The sequence below is a fragment of the Actinocrinis sp. genome (assembly GCF_035650855.1).
In the GTDB taxonomy this organism is placed as follows: Bacteria; Actinomycetota; Actinomycetes; order Streptomycetales; family Catenulisporaceae; genus Actinocrinis.
Genome location: NZ_DASRGV010000049.1, coordinates 1 through 18,038 on the forward strand (window position 1 = coordinate 1; position 18,038 = coordinate 18,038).

At 69.7% G+C, this 18,038-nt stretch carries 20 protein-coding genes, 1 tRNA gene and 2 pseudogenes; 14 read left to right on the forward strand and 9 right to left on the reverse strand.

Translation table 11 applies throughout. The features are described from left to right. A pseudogene (locus tag VFB40_RS03885) lies at nt 1-389 on the forward strand (hypothetical protein); the annotation flags it as partial. A 4-nt stretch (nt 390-393) separates the two neighbouring features. Here VFB40_RS03885 and VFB40_RS03890 read toward each other — a convergent pair. Together VFB40_RS03890 and pheA are read right to left on the reverse strand one after the other, a co-directional pair. Continuing rightward, entirely contained in the window at nt 394-1,341 is a 948-nt protein-coding gene (locus VFB40_RS03890) for a hypothetical protein (RefSeq protein WP_324847877.1), read from the reverse strand. A 501-nt stretch (nt 1,342-1,842) separates the two neighbouring features. Continuing rightward, entirely contained in the window at nt 1,843-2,781 is a 939-nt protein-coding gene (pheA, locus tag VFB40_RS03895) for a prephenate dehydratase (RefSeq protein WP_324847878.1), read from the reverse strand. Nucleotides 2,782-2,972: 191 nt separating this feature from the next. On the opposite strand from pheA, the gene VFB40_RS03900 reads away from it, so the two are divergent. The 6 genes from VFB40_RS03900 to VFB40_RS03925 all read left to right on the forward strand — a co-directional run bounded on the left by VFB40_RS03900 (nt 2,973) and on the right by VFB40_RS03925 (nt 6,651). Beyond that, nucleotides 2,973-3,437 carry an ATP-binding protein gene (locus tag VFB40_RS03900; protein ID WP_324847879.1) on the forward strand — a complete coding sequence of 155 codons (465 nt, stop codon included), beginning with the start codon at nt 2,973-2,975 and terminating at the stop codon, nt 3,435-3,437. A 93-nt stretch (nt 3,438-3,530) separates the two neighbouring features. Next, entirely contained in the window at nt 3,531-4,094 is a 564-nt protein-coding gene (gene mobA, locus VFB40_RS03905) for a molybdenum cofactor guanylyltransferase (protein WP_349261334.1), read from the forward strand. Between the two features lie 49 nt (nt 4,095-4,143). Beyond that, complete coding sequence (locus tag VFB40_RS03910) at nt 4,144-4,410, forward strand: DUF6457 domain-containing protein (RefSeq protein ID WP_324847881.1); 267 nt, start codon at nt 4,144-4,146, stop codon at nt 4,408-4,410. A gap of 85 nt (nt 4,411-4,495) precedes the next feature. Beyond that, a complete protein-coding gene (locus VFB40_RS03915) occupies nt 4,496-5,473 on the forward strand; it encodes an NAD(P)H-quinone oxidoreductase (protein ID WP_324847882.1) in 978 nt (325 codons plus the stop codon). Nucleotides 5,474-5,518: 45 nt separating this feature from the next. Further along, the gene (locus VFB40_RS03920) at nt 5,519-6,088 is read left to right on the forward strand and encodes a bacterial proteasome activator family protein (protein WP_324847883.1); all 570 of its coding nucleotides are present in this window, start codon (nt 5,519-5,521) and stop codon (nt 6,086-6,088) included. Beyond that, the gene (locus VFB40_RS03925; protein ID WP_324847884.1) at nt 6,088-6,651 is read left to right on the forward strand and encodes a dihydrofolate reductase family protein; all 564 of its coding nucleotides are present in this window, start codon (nt 6,088-6,090) and stop codon (nt 6,649-6,651) included. Before VFB40_RS03920 ends, VFB40_RS03925 begins: the two co-directional genes overlap by 1 nt. Nucleotides 6,652-6,730: 79 nt before the next feature. Here the strand turns inward: VFB40_RS03925 and VFB40_RS03930 are convergent, their stop codons facing one another. Both VFB40_RS03930 and serS read right to left on the reverse strand, forming a co-directional pair. Continuing rightward, the gene (locus VFB40_RS03930; protein WP_324847885.1) at nt 6,731-7,732 is read right to left on the reverse strand and encodes a phosphotransferase enzyme family protein; all 1,002 of its coding nucleotides are present in this window, start codon (nt 7,730-7,732) and stop codon (nt 6,731-6,733) included. A gap of 162 nt (nt 7,733-7,894) precedes the next feature. Beyond that, nucleotides 7,895-9,172, reverse strand: coding sequence for a serine--tRNA ligase (gene serS / locus VFB40_RS03935; protein ID WP_324847886.1), 1,278 nt, complete (start codon nt 9,170-9,172; stop codon nt 7,895-7,897). 481 nt (nt 9,173-9,653) lie between these two features. On the opposite strand from serS, the gene VFB40_RS03940 reads away from it, so the two are divergent. Further along, on the forward strand, nt 9,654-9,986 hold the full coding sequence (locus VFB40_RS03940) for a rhodanese-like domain-containing protein (RefSeq protein ID WP_414642027.1): 333 nt from the start codon (nt 9,654-9,656) through the stop codon (nt 9,984-9,986). Here VFB40_RS03940 and VFB40_RS03945 read toward each other — a convergent pair. Together VFB40_RS03945 and VFB40_RS03950 are read right to left on the reverse strand one after the other, a co-directional pair. Beyond that, nucleotides 9,968-11,521, reverse strand: coding sequence for an MptA/MptB family glycosyltransferase (locus VFB40_RS03945; protein WP_324847888.1), 1,554 nt, complete (start codon nt 11,519-11,521; stop codon nt 9,968-9,970). The genes VFB40_RS03940 and VFB40_RS03945 overlap by 19 nt on opposite strands. Then, a complete protein-coding gene (locus VFB40_RS03950; RefSeq protein WP_324847889.1) occupies nt 11,518-12,261 on the reverse strand; it encodes a glycosyltransferase family 2 protein in 744 nt (247 codons plus the stop codon). The genes VFB40_RS03945 and VFB40_RS03950 overlap by 4 nt, the downstream gene beginning before the upstream one ends. 182 nt (nt 12,262-12,443) lie before the next feature. Between VFB40_RS03950 and VFB40_RS03955 the strand changes: the two genes are divergently transcribed. Beyond that, entirely contained in the window at nt 12,444-13,070 is a 627-nt protein-coding gene (locus tag VFB40_RS03955; RefSeq protein ID WP_324847890.1) for a hypothetical protein, read from the forward strand. A gap of 261 nt (nt 13,071-13,331) precedes the next feature. Next, entirely contained in the window at nt 13,332-14,102 is a 771-nt protein-coding gene (locus tag VFB40_RS03960; RefSeq protein ID WP_324847891.1) for a TetR/AcrR family transcriptional regulator, read from the forward strand. 207 nt (nt 14,103-14,309) lie between these two features. Here the strand turns inward: VFB40_RS03960 and VFB40_RS03965 are convergent, their stop codons facing one another. Further along, nucleotides 14,310-14,945: an ATP-binding protein gene (locus VFB40_RS03965; protein WP_324847892.1), complete on the reverse strand. Its 636-nt coding sequence runs from the start codon at nt 14,943-14,945 to the stop codon at nt 14,310-14,312. A 432-nt stretch (nt 14,946-15,377) separates the two neighbouring features. Next, nucleotides 15,378-16,169: a glycerophosphodiester phosphodiesterase gene (locus VFB40_RS03970; RefSeq protein WP_324847893.1), complete on the reverse strand. Its 792-nt coding sequence runs from the start codon at nt 16,167-16,169 to the stop codon at nt 15,378-15,380. 104 nt (nt 16,170-16,273) lie between these two features. Here VFB40_RS03970 and VFB40_RS03975 point away from each other — a divergent pair, with 104 nt between their 5' ends. The 4 genes from VFB40_RS03975 (at nt 16,274) to VFB40_RS03990 (ending at nt 17,749) form a co-directional block, all read left to right on the forward strand. Beyond that, nucleotides 16,274-16,630, forward strand: a complete 357-nt coding sequence (locus VFB40_RS03975; RefSeq protein ID WP_324847894.1) for a YbjQ family protein — start codon at nt 16,274-16,276, stop codon at nt 16,628-16,630. A gap of 339 nt (nt 16,631-16,969) precedes the next feature. Then, a tRNA-Ser gene (locus tag VFB40_RS03980) sits at nt 16,970-17,054 on the forward strand. A gap of 84 nt (nt 17,055-17,138) precedes the next feature. Then, nucleotides 17,139-17,339, forward strand: a complete 201-nt coding sequence (locus VFB40_RS03985; protein WP_324840496.1) for a hypothetical protein — start codon at nt 17,139-17,141, stop codon at nt 17,337-17,339. A gap of 8 nt (nt 17,340-17,347) precedes the next feature. Then, a complete protein-coding gene (locus tag VFB40_RS03990) occupies nt 17,348-17,749 on the forward strand; it encodes a type II toxin-antitoxin system VapC family toxin (RefSeq protein ID WP_324840495.1) in 402 nt (133 codons plus the stop codon). Nucleotides 17,750-17,799: 50 nt separating this feature from the next. Here VFB40_RS03990 and VFB40_RS03995 read toward each other — a convergent pair. Then, nucleotides 17,800-18,038 (reverse strand): annotated as a pseudogene (locus VFB40_RS03995) (histone deacetylase); the annotation flags it as partial.

An 18,038-nucleotide genomic window follows, 5' to 3' on the forward strand; every position in this document is an offset into this window, starting at 1 on the left:
CCGCAGAGGCGCGGGTCGAGCGGGAGACGCTGCTTTCCAGCCCGCTGGGTCAGGTACTCGCCGAGTTCGGGGCCGAGCGGGCGCTTGACGCCCTGTACGCGCGGCTCTACCAGCAGATCCAGTACAAGGAGCGGGAGCTGCACGGCGTGTACACGGCAGATGCCGCATATGCGACGAATGGCACCTATGCGGCGGCTGAGCCGGGCTATACGGCACAGCACGCCTACACGGCTGATCCCGCGTTTGCCACTGAGTCCGCGTACGCAGCAGGCGGCGTGCACAACGGCCAAACCATGTACACGACCGAGTCGCCGGCTCCGATGCAGTACGCGACGCCGTATCCGGCTCAACCGCAGCAGGAGAAGCCGGGCTTGGGCTTCTTCGGATAGGGCGCTAGCCGATCAGTCCGGTGGCCAGTGCCCGGCCGGTGGCCCGGTCGAGCAGGTACGGCTGCAGGTCGCCGCAGCTGCTCTTGATCTCGATGACCTCGTCCTCGATCCCCGGGCCGAAGCGCTCGGTCAGCTGCGGGGCGATCATCGCGGTCGGGTCGGAGTGCGCCACGACATTGAACCAGCGGCGTATCGCGGCCGGCCAGTGCCCTTGTTCGTTGCGTGGTGCGGGCTCCAGCCGGGCGAAGACCTGCTGCGGCCCGCACATCGCGGCGCCCAGCGAGACGAAGGCGACCGAGACCGCGTCGCTCAGCGCGCACAGCGCCTCGTAGGCGATCAGCGCGCCGATACCGTGGCCGACCACCACCTTGGTGTCCGGCAGGATCGCCGCCTGGGTCCGGTCGCGCACCTCGTGCCGCAGCTTCAGGTCGGTCAGATAGCGGCTCAGCGCACGGGCCTCCGCCGCGGCCAAATCCGGGGAACCGCGAAAGTAAGGGCTCGCGCCCAGGGCGGCGGACAGGGCCGCGATCCGGACCGGGCCGTCGGGGCCGTCGGTCGCCTCCGCTCCGGGGTCCACCGCGCCGGACGGCCGGGTCTCGCCCGGTGGCACTGAGTTCTGGGACGGCACTGAGTTCTGAGATGCCGAGTTGTGGGACGACGACGAGTTCTGGGCTTCGGAGGTGTGGGACGAGCCCGGTCCTGGCCGGCGCCGCCGATCCGCGTGCCCCTCGAACGTGCCGATCCGGGTCGCCGAGGTCCACCAGCCGCTCAGCAGCGCCTCAGTCAGCTCCTCGTTCTCATCGCGCGTCGCGACGCCGTTAGCGCCAGCCGACGCCTTTCCGGCGCCCTGATACGCCGTCTTGTCGTGCTCGGTGCGGCCGGCGAACAGGTCTGCGACGTCGAGTACGACGACGTCCCCTGATCGCGGGACCGGTCCCCGTACCGCACGCACCGAGGACGAGAGGGCGGTGACGACGCGCTGTACCGAGTCCGTGCGGCGTACCCCGGAGCCGACAGATAGTGGACCGACCGAGACCGGACCTACCGACAGCGGGCCGACCGAGAGTGGACCGAGCGACCGCGCGCCGGGCGACCGGGAGCCGCCTGGTCCACTCGGTCCCGGAACCACGACTACGAGCGCCAACGTCAACCCCCTCGTGCGTCGATCCGTGCTCGCTGGACTACCCGCTGATCCCGCACCGAAGCGGCCTCCCGGACATCCCGCCCCGGTACGCCCTCTCGCGCCGCCCTGCGCCGTCCTTTCGGCGCCGCCGTTCGGCAAATACGCGCGAACGGCCGGGAATCAGTCTTGTGGCCTAGCGTAACTGACTCAAGACGCCAGGTGAGACCTGTGGCGGGAACTTGCCGTCCTCACGTGCGGATGCACACGGCGCGGCGTCTGACGCGACGTCAGCAGCGGCACCCCGTCACGCCGACTGCGACCTGCACGGTGTCACGCGGAGCAGCCGCCGCGGGCGTCGTCGAGCCAGGCGCGCGCCGCCGTGAATTCTTCGTCGCTGGTGCCGAACCGCAGCGCCGGCGGCTGGCCGTCCGCACGCGGATACGAACCGAGGAAGCGCATGTTAGCGCTCGATCTGCGCAGCCCCATGAGCGCCTCGCCGACCCGCGCGTCCGCGATGTGCCCCTCACAGTCGATGAAGAAGAAGTAGCGGCCCATCCCCTGGCCGGTGGGCCGCGACTCGATCCGGCACAGGTTCACGCCGCGGGTCGCGAACTGCTCAAGGATCTCCATCAGCTCACCGGGGTGGTTGTCGCGCAGGCCGACCGTGATCGAGGTCTTGTCCACCCCGGTCGGCGGCGGAACCGAGCCCGGCCTGGTCACCAGCACGAACCTGGTCTGCGCGCCGGCGATGTCGTGCACCGGCTCGGCCAGCACCGCCAGGCCGTAGCGCGCGGCCGCGAACGAGCCGGCCAGCGCCGCGTCGTAGACCCCGTCCTGCACCTGGCGGGCCGCGTGCGCGTTCGAGGTGGCCGCCTCCCAGCGCGCGTCGGGAAGGTTCTCGCCGAGCCAGCGCCGGCACTGCGGCTCGGCGACCGGGTGACTGGCGACGGTCTTGATGTCCTCGAGCGCCGTACCGGGCCGCACGAGCAGCGCGAAGCTGACAGACAGCAGCAGTTCGCGCACGATGATCAGCGGCTCTCCGGAGGCCAATTCGTCGATGGTCGCGGTTACCGCACCCTCAACCGAGCTCTCCATGGCCACGACGGCGGCGGCGCACTCGCCGCGGCGTACCGCATCGAGCGCTGACGGCACGGTCGGGCACGGCACCGCCTCGACCGACCCTGCTTCCGGTAGGGCGAGCAGCGCCGCCTCGGTGAAGGTGCCTTCAGGCCCGAGGTAGGCGTAGCGCACTGGTTGCTCAACGGACATGGTCACCACGGTATCCCTCCCTCGCACCGCGGTGCGTAGCCGTCTCGCGAGCTCCTTCGTGCCCGACATACATCCGTATGAGTGATCTCACTGCGACATCGTGTCGCGTTTCACGGCCTTTGAGCGCGTATTGATCCGCGCGAGCGGTAATACGTAACTGCGTGCCCCTCGACCGTGGGAGGTTGTGGCTCGTGGACGTCAACTGGACCCTGCTACTGCCCCGAGAGGCGGAGAGCGTGGGGAAGGCCCGGCGGATGCTGCGGGACACCGCGACGCTCGCCGGGATGGATCCCGACGTCTCCTTCGACCTGGGCGTGGCACTCACCGAGGCATGCGCGAACGTGATCGAGCACGCCGGGCAGGCCGAGGGCTATTGGGTCGCGGCCGGGATCAGCGACGAGCGCTGCTGGATCGACGTGATCGACAACGGGGTCGGATTCGCTCCGCGCCGACTCACCGAGCACTCGACGGCCGCTAAGGGCGGCCGGCAGCCGCGGCTCGCGGCGGTGAGCATCGCGGACACCCCCGAGGGCGGCCGGGGTCTGATGCTGATCGAGGCGCTGTGCGATCGGGTGGACATCCGCAACCACCCCGCCCGCGGCGCGATGATCCACTTCGAGCGGGACCTGAAGCCGCCCGAGCGTGTCGCCGCGTAGCGAAGAACCCGGCCATGTGCGTTTACTGAGCGCGTGGACGTTCTGATACTCGCGGGCGGGGAGGCGCGTCGGCTGCGCGGGGCGGACAAACCGATGGTCGAGGTCGGCGGAAGAACTCTTCTCGACCGAGTCATTGCGGCCTGCGCCACGCTCACCGACGCGGACGTGGGCGATTCGGGGGAACTCGTCATCGTGGGGCCGCCGAGGACAACGGGACGTGAAGTGCGTTGGGTCCGCGAGGAGCCGCCGGGGGGCGGTCCGGTCGCGGCCATCGCCGCAGGTCTCGCCGCACTCGCGGAAGTCACCAAGGGTTCGAATGACTGGATCGGCGTTTTCGCCGCCGATCTTCCCTTCCTGACGCCGACTGCTGTCCACAGCCTGTGGACAGCAGTCGGCGCAGCGGAGCCCGGCTACGACGGCGCCGTCGCCGTGGACGCGGAGGGTCGCGAACAGTGGCTGAACGCCGTGTACCGGCGCGAGGCGCTCGAATCGAAGATCGCTGAGTACGGGCCGGACGGGGTGCGCGGCCTTCCACTGCGCCGACTGGTTCGTGATCTGCATCTGCTTCGGATCACGCAGCCTGGGAATTCCGTGCTGGACTGCGACACCTGGGAGGATGTGGACGCGGCGCGGCGGATCGCCGATTCCGCGACGTGATCCATGTTCGACGGTCCGGGTGCGGGCTGAGGAAGGGAACTGACAGCGGATGTTCGACTCCTGGCTCAGCGAGGCCGCGGCGGAACTCGGCCGTCCCGAACTCGCGCTGACCGCCGCGCAGCAGACAGCCCTGCTTGAGCTCGCCCGGGCGGCCGCGCACTCGGTAGCCCGCCCCGCCGCGCCGCTGACCACGTTCCTGGCCGGTTACGCACTCGGGATCGGCGGAAGCCTGGAAGGACTCGACAGCGTCGTGGCCACGCTCACCGCCGCAGCCGAGGCGCACCAGCAGGCTCAGGAAGAGGCGCACGAAGCCTGACCGCGATCCCGGCTCGCTTCCAGAAGCCGAGCCGGGTTGCCGCGCCGCCCGCAGGCCACGCCGCGCGAGGTTTTAGGGTGGGGGCATGAAGGCGATCCAGATCACGGAATCCGGCGGCCCCGAGGTACTCGCGTGGACGGATGCACCCGATCCGGTGCCCGGCGTCGGCGAGGTGCTGATCGAGGTCGCCGCCAGCGCGGTGAACCGGGCCGACCTGCTGCAGCGGGCGGGCTTCTATCCGCCGCCGACCGGCGCGAGCGAGATCCCCGGGCTGGAGTGCTCAGGCCGGATCGCCGCTCTCGGCGACGGCGTCAGCGATTGGAACGTCGGCGACGAGGTCTGTGCGCTGCTGGCCGGGGGTGGTTATGCCGAGCGGGTCGCGGTTCCGGCCGGTCAGGTGCTGCCGGTGCCGAAGGGCGTCGACCTGGTTACCGCCGCCGGGCTGCCTGAGGCCGTATGCACCGTCTGGTCGAACGTGTTCATGGGCGCTGCCCTCCAGCCGCGCGAGACGCTGCTTGTGCACGGCGGCACCGGTGGCATCGGTACGGCTGCGATCCAGCTCGCCAAGGCGCTCGGCGCGCGCGTTGTGGCGACTGCGGGCTCGCCGGAGAAGGTCGCTCGCTGCCGCGATCTCGGCGCGGACGCGGCGATCAATTACCGCACCGAGGACTTCGTCGATCGGCTGGGCGAGATTACGGCTGGGCACGGCGCGGACGTCATCCTGGACAACATGGGCGCCTCGTACTTGAGCCGCAATGTGGAGGCGCTGGCGGTCAACGGGCGCCTGGTGATCATCGGCTTTCAAGGCGGCGTCCGCGGCGAGCTGGACCTCGGCCGGCTGATGGCCAAGCGCGCCGCGATCCTGTCGACCGGGCTGCGCGCCCGGCCGGTCGCCGAGAAGTCCGCCATCGTGGCCTCGGTGCGCGAGCACGTCTGGCCGCTCACCGAATCCGGCACCCTGACCGTGGTCGCTGATCAGCGCTTCCCGATGTCCGAGGCGGCCGCCGCGCACCGGCTCGTCGAATCGTCGGGGCACGTCGGTAAAGTGCTGCTCGTTGTATAAATCACACCTGTCACCCCGCCGACCGTCGTCCCGCCGGAGCAGCCGATGAACCTGCAGAACTCGGAATACCAGGACCAGACCGAATTCCGGGCTGGCCGCTACGTCGTGGTCGGCCCTGACGGGCACCCGGTGGTCGAGACCGGCGCGGAGCCCGAGGAGCCGGCCGACGAGCGCAACGGCGAGGACCCGACCAGCGTCGCCGAGATGGTCGAGCAGCCCGCGAAGGTCATGCGGATCGGCTCGATGATCAAGCAGCTGCTCGAGGAGGTGCGGGCCGCGCCGCTCGACGAGGCCAGCCGCGCGCGGCTCAAGGAGATCCACAAGTCCTCGATCGCGGAGCTGGAGAAGGGCCTGGCGCCCGAGCTGATCAGCGAGCTCGAGCGGCTCTCGCTACCGTTCGCCGAGGAGGGCGTGCCCAGCGAGGCGGAGCTGCGGATCGCCCAGGCGCAGCTGGTCGGCTGGCTGGAAGGGCTCTTCCACGGCATCCAGACGGCCTTGTTCGCCCAGCAGATGGCGGCGCGGGCGCAGCTGGAGCAGATGCGCAGGGCGCTGCCGCCCGGCATGTCCGCGGAGCAGCCGCACGGCAACTCCGCCGCCGCGGGGCCGTACCTCTAATGCGAAAGATCGTCGTGCAGATGTGTGTGTCCCTCGATGGATTCATCGAGGGACCGCAGGGCGAGCTGGACTGGCATCTGGTCGACGAGGAACTGCACTACCACTTCAACCACCAGCTGAGCGCGATGGGCGCGTTCCTCAACGGACGCGTGATGTACGAGTTGATGGCGCAGTATTGGCCGACCGCGGACCAGGACCCTGACGCTCCGGCTCCGGTGGTCGAGTTCGCCCGGATCTGGCGCGAGATGCCGAAGCTGGTCTATTCCAGGACCCTGCAGAAGGCCGATTGGAATGCCGAGATCGTGCGCGAGGTCGCGCCGGAGGAGGTCCGGCGGCTGAAGGAGGAACCCGGCGGGGACCTGGCGCTCGGCGGCGTCGACCTGGCCGCGGAGTTCCTACGGCACGGCCTGGTCGACGAGTACCGGCTTTACGTGCAGCCGATCGTGATCGGCGCGGGCAAGCCGCTGTTTCCGCCGGGAACCGCGAAGACTTCCTTCCGGCTCCTGGAGAGCCGCACCTTCGGCAACGGCGTCGAGCTGTTGCGGTATCAGTGCGTTCAGTAACCGCGACTAAGAGTCCTGTGTCTGATTAAGTGGCCTGCTCGCTGAGTGCCCCGCTTGGTAAGTACGCCGCCTGACGCGGTCAGCCGCAGAACGCGTCGAGGACCTTCTCGTAGTGGTGCGTCCACCACACCACCAGTGCCGAGGCCGCCGGGAACTGTTCGTCGGTGCGGGCATCCTGGCGTTCATAGCGCCAGCTGAGCATCCAGAAGTCGGTCAGCCGTTCCCACCACAACCGGTGCACGGCCGCGGCCAGTTCGTCGGCCATCCACGACCGCACGTCGACGTATCCGCGCACGTATTCGCGCACGCGGGCGAGGTCGAGCTGCCCGTCGTGCGGATCGACGAACAGGATGAGCGCGGAACGCACCAACTCCTCGCCGTACGGCTGCACACTGAGCCGGTCCCAGTCGACCACCGAGCAGATCTCGCCGTCCGCGCGATGAAAGACGTTGAGGCCGTGGAAGTCCCCGTGTACGTGGCCCACGGTCAGGAGCGCACGGTCGGTCGGCCGCCGGTGCGCGAGCTTGCCGAGCAGGCCCAGCCGTTCCACCAGCCGGAACTCGGCCAGGTCGTCAATGCCCTCACGCACTGGCCGGTTGCGCAGCAGGTCCAGCAATCGCAGAGCCTTGGCACGTGCCTCGTCCACCTGCGTCGTGGGCTGCGTCAGGGGTTGAGCGACCGGGCCGAGGATGTCGTCCAGTGCGTCGTGCAGCCGACCGAGTAGCGCGCCGAGCGCCCGGCATTGTTCGAGTTCGAGGACGAGTCCCGGCCGATGCTCGCCGTCGACCCACGGATAGAGCGCGAACAGCCGCGAGCCGGCCCGATTCAGGGTTCTGCCGGACAAGTCGGCGAGCGGGGCCACGACCGGCAGTCCCCGCGTGGCGAGCGCGGTCGTCGCGGCGTGCTGCGCCCGGATCGTGTGCGGCTCCTGATCCAGGTAGTGCTTCAGGAACAGCCGACCGGAGCCGGTGCGCACCGCGAAGGAGCGGTTGAGCAGGCCCTCGTCGAGCGGTCTGAACCCGAGCACCTCGGCGATCCCATAGCGCCGAAGCAGTGCCGCCAGCGGAGAGTGGCGTGGCATGGCGGTACTTTACGCCCGCGCGCACTCCGGGGGAGCGCGGTTCCGCGAACGCGCCCCCTCCCGCCACGGCGTCTCAACCGCCGGACGGTCCGGTCTCGCCGCGGCGGCGCGGACCGGGACGCCGAGAGCCGGCGCCCGATCCGTCGGCCGGGGGTTCGCCTGCTACTTGGCCAGGGGGCTGAGAACCTCGCGGCCGCCGAGATGCGGCCGCAGCGCCTCGGGCAGCCGGACCGACCCGTCAGCCTGCTGATGGTTCTCCAGGATCGCCACGATCATCCGGGTCATCGCGCACAGCGTGCCGTTGAGCGTGGCCACCGGGCGCACCCCGTCGGCGTCGCGCATCCGCACGGACAGCCGGCGGGCCTGGAACCCGGTGCAGTTCGAGGTCGAGGTCACCTCGCGGTAGCGGCCCTGGGTCGGGATCCACGCCTCGCAGTCGAACTTGCGCGCGGCCGAGGAGCCGAGGTCTCCGGCCGCCACGTCGATCACCCGGAACGGCAGCTCGAGCCGGCTGAGGAACTCCTTCTCCCAGCCGAGCAGCCGCCGATGCTCCTCCTGCGCCTCCTCGGGGGCGCAGAACGAGAACATCTCGACCTTCTCGAACTGGTGCACCCGGATGATTCCGCGGGTGTCCTTACCGTACGAGCCGGCCTCGCGCCGGTAGCAGGACGAGTAGCCGGCATACCGCAGCGGCAGCGCGGAGGCGTCCAGGATCTCGTCCATGTGGTAGGCGGCCAGCGGCACTTCCGAGGTTCCGACCAGGTACAGGTCGTCCTCGGCGAGGTGGTAGACGTTCTCCGCGGCCTGGCCGAGGAATCCGGTGCCCTGCATCGCCCCCGGCTTGACCAGCGAGGGGGTCACCACGGGGGTGAAGCCGTAGCTGAGCGCCTGTTGGATCGCCAGGTTCAGCAGGGCGAACTCCAGCAGCGCGCCGACCCCGGTCAGGTAGTACTGCCGGGCGCCGCTGACCTTGGCCCCGCGCTCCAGGTCGATCGCGCCGAGGATCCGGCCGAGCTCGACGTGGTCGCGTGGCTCGAAGCCCTCGGCCGTGAAATCGCGCGGCGTGCCGATGTGCTCGAGGACCTTGTAGTCGTCCTCGCCGCCCTCAGGCACGCCCTCCTCGACCAGGTTGGAGAGCGCCAAGGCGAGCCGGCGCGCCTCCTCGGCGGCCTCGCTCTGCTCGGCGTCCGCGGCCTTGACCGCGCCGGCCAGTTCGTTGGCGCGCTCGAGCAGCGCGGCCTTCTCCTCACCGGTCGCCTTGGGGATCTGCTTGCCGAGGCCGCGCTGCTCCGAGCGCAGCGTGTCGAACCTGAGCGAGGACGATCGGCGCCGTTCGTCGGCCGCCAGCACCTGGTCCACCAGGGCCGGATCTTCGCCGCGGGCGCGCTGGGACGCGCGGAAGCGGTCCGGGTCGTCACGTAGCTCTCGTAGGTCGATCACAGCGCAAAAGCTACCTTGAACGCGCCGCTGATCGGTAATGAGATCGGGCCCGTATGGCGGCGCGGCTTCCCGCGCGCTACGGCGCGGGGCGGTCGGCGTCACGAGCCGAACGAACTCTTAAGCGAGCCGATGAAAACAGTTTCGTGGAAAGGGACCGGGGAGGCAGCGGCGCCTGCCTCCCCGGCATTCTGGGGGACCGAAGTCCGCCCCCGTGTTCCGTCCCGTGTCAGGGTTTCGGCCGTGGCTGGGCGGCGTCGTTCGGAACACGGTCCCGTCGGAGGTTTCCCGACACCGCTTCCGACCGGCGCTTGCACAACCCGGCATGCCAAAAATGGACTAGACCAGATCGGGTGTCAAGAGCCAGGGGAACCCTCGGTGAACCAACCGGCGCTCCCTGTGCTTCGCTTAACCTTGCATTGACCCGATCTTCAGGGCGCACCCGCCACACCAGACTCAGCAGAGACGGAGCGAAGCCTCGATGATCTTCCAGTCCCCGACCCCCGCCGTGGACGTCGCCGGCCTGCCCGCCGGGGCATACCTCATCGACGTGCGTGAAAGTGACGAATGGCAGGCAGGCCACGCTCCGGAGGCGGTGCATCTGCCGCTGAGCGAATTGGTCGGCCGTATGGAGGAGGTGCCGGCCGATCGTGACGTTTACGTTATCTGCAAGGTCGGCGGCCGTTCCGAGCAGGCGGTGCGGTACCTGAACCAGTCCGGCCGCACCACGGTGAACGTGTCCGGCGGAATGCTGGCTTGGTACGCGGCCGGCAAGCCCATGGTGAGCGAGAGCGGCGGTCAGCCCTTCGTCGCTTGAGACAGGGCTACGGCGGCTGAGACTCGCGGGGCGCGCCAGCGCCAGATGCCGATCGCCGCGCAGGCGAGCAGTGCGGCGATCGAGAACACGGGTGCGGCGTCGGACCTGATCCACGATGCCCAGCCCGCGACGCCTGACGGCAGCGGCACATCGAGGCCGGGCACGTAAGCAGCGGCGAGAACTGCGGTACGCGCGATGAGCAGCAGGTCCAGCGGGCCGGCCGCGCACACGACCAGCGGCGCCCAGGCGACGATGTCGTACCAGGGCAGCGTGTACGGCGCCGCCAAGACCCAGGCGACGCCGAGCAGCGCGAGCGCCTGAGCGGCCTGCACGCCGGGCGACCCCGCGGCCCGCACGCTGGGCGATTGCGTGGCCGGCGTCGCGGCGTTGGCGCTGTCGGCGTCTGCTCCGGCTTTGCGTGCGCGTAGCAGCGGGGCGAGCAACATGACGAGCAGCACGAGCACGAGCCAGCCGAACACGGAGATCAGATCCCTGGCCGTGCCGTCACCCACCGCGCGCTGAAGCGGCGCGAGCAGTGGCCGCCACGCCGACCCGAGCGACACCATGCGCGCCCCCTCGCGGGCCGGCCGCAGCGCGACGCGGCCGTAGGGCAGGTATGTCAGGCTTCCGACGGATGCCGCACAGAGCACGAATACTCCCGCGCTGCGCCAGCGGTGTCGCAGACCCCAGATTCCAGCCAGGACGGCCAGACCGAGCGACAGCTTGGCCGCACAGCCGAGACCGATCAGCGCGCCCGCGAGTGCCGCCCCGAACGCGTCCGGACGTCGATGCAGCGCGTACAGGCCGGCAACCGCGAAGAAGACCGCGAAGGCGTCGAGGTGGGCCGCATTCACCGTTTCCAGCAGCAGCAGCGGGTTGAGGCCGAACAGCACGGTCACCCGCACCGGATCGCCGATCCGCCGCAGCATCGCGCCCATCGCCACGAACGCGGCCGCGCCCAGGAAGGCGAGCACGAACACGGTGGTGTGCGCAGACGTGCCGCCGATCCACGAGGCCAGCGCCTGCTCGGCGGTGGCGAGCGGACCGTACACGGAGGAGGTGTTGGTCCACGGCGGCTGAACCGCCAGGCCGATCGGGTCGCCGTGCGCCGCGAGCGTGGCGGCGGTCTCGGTGTACGGATTGCCGCCGGCGGTCACCAGACGGCCGTAGGCGGCGTAGACCAGGTGGTCGGCGGAAAGCATCGGCGGCACGAGCACCATCGCGCCCGCGGCTCCCCAGGAGCCTGCGATCAAGCCGCTGAGCCGCGGGGTCCAGCCCCGCCGCAGCGCCGACCAGGCGAGTGCCATTCCGGCCGCGCCGAGGACGAGGGCGAGATCCGGTAGCACGGTCACCAGCCAGGCCGGCGGGTTGGCGCTGAACCAGAACGGCGGGCTGACCGCGCGGCCCGGCAGCGCGGCCTCGGCTACGGAAGGCCCGAGCAGTCCCGTGAGCACGATCAACGCTATGGAAGCCGCGATCAGGACGAGCCCGAGCCGACCGCGTGAGTTCGCCGCCGAGACTGGATTCGTCCTCATCCCGAACGGCGGCCGCGCCAGGTCGCCGGACGCAGCTCGGCCGGGAGGCGCCGGACCGCGAGGGCGAGCGCGACATCGCGATACTGCCGCGCCCGGTGCAGCTGAGCGGCGAGATCGGTTCCGGTGACCCGGTGCCGGAAGTCCACCTCGACCTCGGCGATCCGGAAGCCGGCCCGCAGCACGTCGATGGTCAGCCCGGTCTCCACGCCGAAGCCGCGGGCCAGCGGCAGCGCCGCCTCGAAGGCCGCGCGGCTCAGGCAGCGCTGCCCGGACAGCGGCTGGCGCGCCTCGAAGCCCACCGCGGCGCGGATGCCGTCGCGGGCCAGCCGCACCACGAAGCCGTGGCCGCCGCCCGGCTGCGGCGGCAGCGTCGCGATGGTCATGCCGGCCTCACCCGAGCGCACCGGCTCGGCCAGCGGCGCGGCGTTGCCCGCGGTGGCCTCAAGGTCGCCGTCGAGGAACAGCAGCAGCCGAGGCTCGCCGCGGCCCTCGCGCGCCTCGATCGCCGCAACCGCGGCCGCTCCGCTCTCCATCGCCGCCGCCTTGCCGCGGTTGCGCGCGTGCCGGACCACGACGGCGCCGCACTCGCGTGCGATACGCGAGGTCGCGTCCGCCGAGCCGTCGTCCACGACCACGACCAGATCGACGCCCGGCACCTTGGCCGCGGCCTCGACCGTGGCGGCGATCCTGGCCTGCTCGTCGAACGCCGGGATGATCACGGCGAGGTCACTGATTTCCACTCGCTGATCCTATGCCGTCACCCGGTCGTCACGATCCGGCAAAAGTGCAGCCCGGAAGAGTGAATCCACTACCGGCCGGATAGATCGCGGGACTAACATTCGGTCCGGCACTGATCCGGTGTTCATCCGATCAGACCATTGATCCTTCTCACTTACTCCCCGTTCGAAGGGGGCCGCGCTTCATGCCGCAGACCGCCGGACCCGCCCGCCGCACCGACGCCAAGCCGCTGCGGCCGCATCATGTGCGCTCGATCGCACTGGCCGGGGCGGTAGTCGGCGTCGTGGTGCTGCCCATCGCCGCCGCCCAGGCGAGCCCCCCGGCGAAGAACCGCGACATCCTGTCCGCCTCCGGAGACCAGGGGGCGAACAGCGGGCAGCCGGGAGCCGATCAGACTTCGGCGACGCCCTCGCCGTCGGCGGGTTCCGGAGTGCAGGCCCTCACGCCGGAGTTCTGCGGCGCGCCGCTGACCGCGAGCGTGACCGGCGGCGTCGTGCGCGTCCAGGCGTGCGTCGACCAGTCCGCCGGTTCGGCGTCGGCGCGGGTGTACGTGGCGAACGGCACCAGCGCGCAGCAGACCGTCGCGCTCAACCTGACCCGGGCCGACGGCAGCGTGGTGCAGGTGCAGTGCACGATCGCCGCCGCGGACGCCGCCGGGCTGTGCGCGACGAGCCCGACCGCGATCAGCGGGGGCAGCGGCGCGTACAACGCGATCGCGGAGATCGCCGCGCAGGGCGCCCCGCTCTCGGCCGGGGTCGTGCACGTGGAGTCGGGGCTGGTCGCCGCAGCTGCGCAGACCGCCGCACAGTGACCCGGCCGGCGCGGCACTCGGCGGCTCGCACCGCGCTCAGTCAAGCACTGAGTCAGTACCGCGTTCGACCGATCCTGCTATTTCCGTCAACCGGTGAACGCACGTGGCGTTCCGATCGTGCTTCAGCGTGACTGAGGTCATTGCTCAAGCGTCGCGGCTGACAATGGCGTCAGCCCGGCCCGCGTCCCCGTTCCGGCAGTGGAGCGGCGGTTGCGGGCAAGGTGGTTACTGTCCGGTAGCTTTTTGCGTACGCTGGCGGTGATGAGTACTACCCCCTCGGTGCCCACGGCCAACGGCGGCCGTCCCCGCCCCCTGCGTCTGAGTGAGCGGCAAATCCTCGACGCGGCGCGGGCCTGCATCCTTGCCGCCGGGGTACACGACACCACACTCAACGACGTCGCCCGGCGAGCCGGCGTGAGCCGGATGACGCTCTATCGGCGCTACTCCGACATCGGCTCGCTGATCAGCGAGGTGCTGGGGCATGAGTTCGCCCGCATCCTGCGCGAGCACACCACGGAGCCGCCGAACGCGCCGCCGGATCCGCGCCCGGCCCGCCGCAAGCTGGTGGACACGGTGCTCAACGTGGTCCGCGCCTTCCACGCCGATCCGCTCATGCATCAGGTGCTCCAGGCCGAGCCCGAGATTCTGATGCCTTATCTGGTGAGCCGGTTCGGCAGTACGCAGCAGATCGCGATCACCCTGTTGGCGCACCGGCTGGACGCGGGATACCGGGACGGCTCGGTGCGGCGCGGCTCGATCGCGGTACAGGCCCACGCGATCGTGCTGACCGCGCAGGCCTTCATCGTCTCGGCCGCGGCCAGCGGTCCGGTGCCGGTGTCCAGGCTGCTGGCGGAACTCGGCGAGATGCTGGACGCCTATCTGGCGCCCGGCCGCGACGACGGGCCGGACGCCGGCCGCGCGGAGGGGGAGGAACGGCCGGTCGACGAGCCCGCCGACGGGGGCGGTCCGGCCGCCGGCGACGGGGGATGCACCGGCGGCCGAACCGGTTCTGACCTTACCCCGGATGCGTAGCGCGTTCGCAAGACCACTGAGCGGATTGAGGGTACTGTTTTGCCCGGTCTTGACCGGTGGATGAGCGGTGCATTACAGGGTTCTTCAATACCCGTTCCGCGGCCGTCACGCGAGCGGGCGGAACAGGACAGCGGTCAGCAGGGTCACTGTGGTTCACGGCCGCACCGCGACTAACAGCCGCGTCCTCCTGGCCCTAAGGGGCTCCGCTCAGCTCTGCGGATAGGTCGGCAGCAGGTGGATCACCGCGGCGGCGGGCTGCTCGGCCGGCGAAGGGCGCTTGCGGGCGCTCGCCTTCGGCTGCTTGACGGGTTCGGCCGGCGCGCCGTCGTTCGGATTGGCCGGTGCGGACGGCAGGGCGGTCACGGTCGCGGTGACCGAGCCCGCGCGGTCCGCGCGCAGCCTGCGACCCGCGTGCCGGGCTCGCACGGCCAACTCGGCCCACACCGTGTACTCGTCGCCGCCTTCCTCGCGCTGGGAGCCCCAGCGGTCGGCCAGCCGGTCCACGATCTCCAGGCCGCGGCCTGCTTGCGCCGAGACGGACATCGAGTACGGTTTCGTGGACGGCCGGGTGGTTCCGCCGCCGTCGGTCACCTCGATGCGCAGCAGGCCCTCGCCGCTCAGCTCCCAGGAGACGCGGATCGTGCCCGAGTTCAACGCGCGGGCATGGCGCAGCGCGTTCGTCACGAACTCGGAGAGTATGAGTACCGCGTCGTCCACGAGGGATCCGAGCACGTCCCGCTCGTAGAGGGCCGAGGCCAGCTGAGCCCGGGCCTGCCGGACGCTCACCGAGGAGTGCGGCAGATAGCCGGTGTACGAGGCAGGTGACACCCGCGCCACAGGCATGATCACCCCCACCGACCCCTCTCGCAGCGCCCGGGTGCCCCGGTGGAATTTCCGGACGGCACCATGGGATCGATGCCCATGGCCGCTGCGGGGGAAACGACCCGTTTCGGTTTGCAACGGCGGTTTCACGCCGGGCCCGCGCCCAGTGCGCCCCATCGGGCTCCAGGTCACGACCCGTCACCTCGAAACCGCCCAGGCCATCGCCGGGCAGGCGCTTTAGGCGCGCAACGCTCCCGATGCCCCGGCTTTACCGAGATTTGAGGCAGGCCGTAGTGCAACCAATGAAAGGCGGTCGACAGGGCATCTCAGAGCGTATTCATACGGATACGCGACGCATACGAAATGACATGCCCGTTCGAACGTGAACCGTGGTTCAAAGACGGTTCCGGCTCAACCTGGGCTCAGGCCCCGTCCGATACCGCCGCGCGCGGTTCAAGCATCGACCAGGGCGCGGACCTCGCGCGGCCGGTTGGTGATGATCGCATCGACGCCGAGCTTGAGGCACAGCTCCACATCGTCCGGATCGTCCACGGTCCACACGTGCACCCGCCGCCCGGCCCGGTGCAGCCGCTCCACGTACTCCGGGCGCGAACGCAGAATCTCTATCGCCGGCCCGCCGATCGGTACGCCGCGAGGCAGTATCCCGTCGCGTAACAGATACGAGAACGGCTCCATAAGGAACACGGTCTCGAGCCGCGGCGCGAGCCGGTGAATCCGGCGCACCGCGAGCCGCGAGAAGCTCATCACCCGCACCGGTGACGTCTCCCCGTTGCGCGGGTGAGCCCAGCCGAACTCGTCCAGCAGTTCGACCAGCCGCCGCTCCACCAACCCGGCGTACCGGGTCGGGTGCTTCACCTCGATGGCGAGCTGGACCGGCTTCGGGTGCTCGGCGACCAACCGGAGCAGTCGGCGCAGCGTCAGCACCCGATTGCGGTCGAGGTCCGGAGCCTCAATGTCGTGCGAGCCGTGCCAGGAGCCGAAGTCGAGCTCCTCAAGCCGCGCCAGCTCGAGCGTGGAGACCAGTCCGCGGCCGTCCGAGGTGCGGTTGACGCGCCGGTCATGGACGCACACCAGGTGTCCGTCGAGCGTCAGCCTGACGTCGCACTCCAATGCATCCGCGCCTACGGAGAGCGCGGTGCGGTATGCCGCCAAGGTGTGCTCAGGCGCTTCGGCTGAGGCGCCGCGGTGCGCGACTACTTGGGGGCGCTGGTAGTCGGACTTCACTACCCCATCGTGTCAGGCCGCGTGGCGTGTCTGGTGGTACACACCGGACGGCGATAGGAAGTACCGGTGAACACCCTGTCACTCAATCAGTTTGGAGCGCACCGATGAGCGATGCCTCAGGATGGACCGGCCCGCAGTTCCTCGTCGTCACCTCGAATGACGTGCCGGGCTACCGGATCGACCAGGTCCTCGGCGAAGTGTTCGGCCTGACCGTCCGCTCGCGCAACGCCTTCAGCCAGATGGGCGCCGGCTTCAAGTCGATGTTCGGCGGCGAGCTGCGCGGCATGACCAAGAACCTGGTGGAGAGCCGCAACGAGGTGATGGGCCGGATGATCGCCGAGGCGCAGGCGCGCGGCGGGAACGCGATCATCGCGATGCGCTTCGACACCTCGGAGATGGGCGACGTGTGGACCGAGATCTGCGCCTACGGGACCGCGGTGCGCATCTCCCCGCTCGGCTAAGGACGCGGATCGGCACGGGGACCGCTGACCTGTCGGTCTGAGTCCCGCGGCCGACCGTCTTGAGGACCGGAGTGACCTCCACCGCGGTGGCTTTCAGGCGGAGGGCGTGGGATTCGAACCCACGGTGACTTGCGTCACTCCGGTTTTCAAGACCGGTGCGCCAGCGAGCCGCGCAAGCCGCTGACCAGCGAACGGGCCGTATCGAGGCCGTGTTCTGATTCCGTCGGCCCACGTCTGGCCCAGAGGCGCCACGATCATGGTTCCGGCGCGGTAACGCTTCTCCGCCGACCTGAGCACTTGTGAGACACTGGCGCCGGTTCGCGAGCGTGCTCGCGGCCGGGAGGGCTCGCCTAGTGGCCTAGGGCACCGCTCTTGAAAAGCGGCATGACGAGAGTCATCGTGGGTTCGAATCCCACGCCCTCCGCATCGCATCGCCGCAGATGTGGCCTTGTTCGAGGCCGCTCCGCGTAGTCTGGGTGTAGGTGCATTTGGCAGCAAAGGAGGCGCGATGACTGCCGAGACGACGCATGCTGAGCCGTTCCCGCGCTACCAGCGCCGTTCGATCGATGAGCTTTTGCGTGAGAAGCGTTCTAAGCCGATAGCGGACGTGCGCGAGCTGGCGGTAGATGGCGTATTCGAGTCTGACGACGAGGTGGAGGAGTTCATCTCGTTCTACCGTACCCAGCGTCAACTGGGCATTGAGGAGTAGCCCGAACCGTGCCGGCCGTTGTGCTCGACTCCGACGTGTCCTCGCTCATCGTTAAGGGCAAGCTTCCGCCGCCGATGGCGGCGCGGCTGGTCGGCTGGGAACCATGCATCACGTTCGTGACCTACGGCGAGCTGACCCAGTGGGTTCGCCTGCGGCTCTGGGGTACGCGGCGGCAAGCCACGCTCGCCGCGTGGCTGTCGGCCCAACCAGTCATCAACGGTGACGCGGATGTGGCGACCGTGTGGGGTCAACTGTCGGCGCGCGCAGTGCAGGACGGCCGCCCCCGTCCGACCAATGACAGTTGGATCGCCGCTTGCTGCCTGACCTACGGCTTGCCGCTCGCCACCTTCAACGTCAAGGACTTCGCCTACTACGTCGACCATCACGGCCTGCGTGTGCTCTCAGCATGAGCGCAGCACATGCCTAAGAGGCCCTGTCTTCGGACAGAGCCTTTTCTGTTTCAGGGCTGAATCTCTCGCTCAATTTCGCCAGCAGACCATTCCCCCGCTGCTCCGGGACACTCCGCCAGGTACTCGGCGATCTGGCGTAGACTCCAGCCGTGCGATTCGAGTAAGCCAGACGCGAGATATTTGAGATATCGACTCGCAGGTTTGGTTAGCTCTACGTCGTGAATAGTCCATGGCGCCGTGAACGTCATAACGGGATGACCGTCGAGTTCTCCGACATAAATGAGCGTTT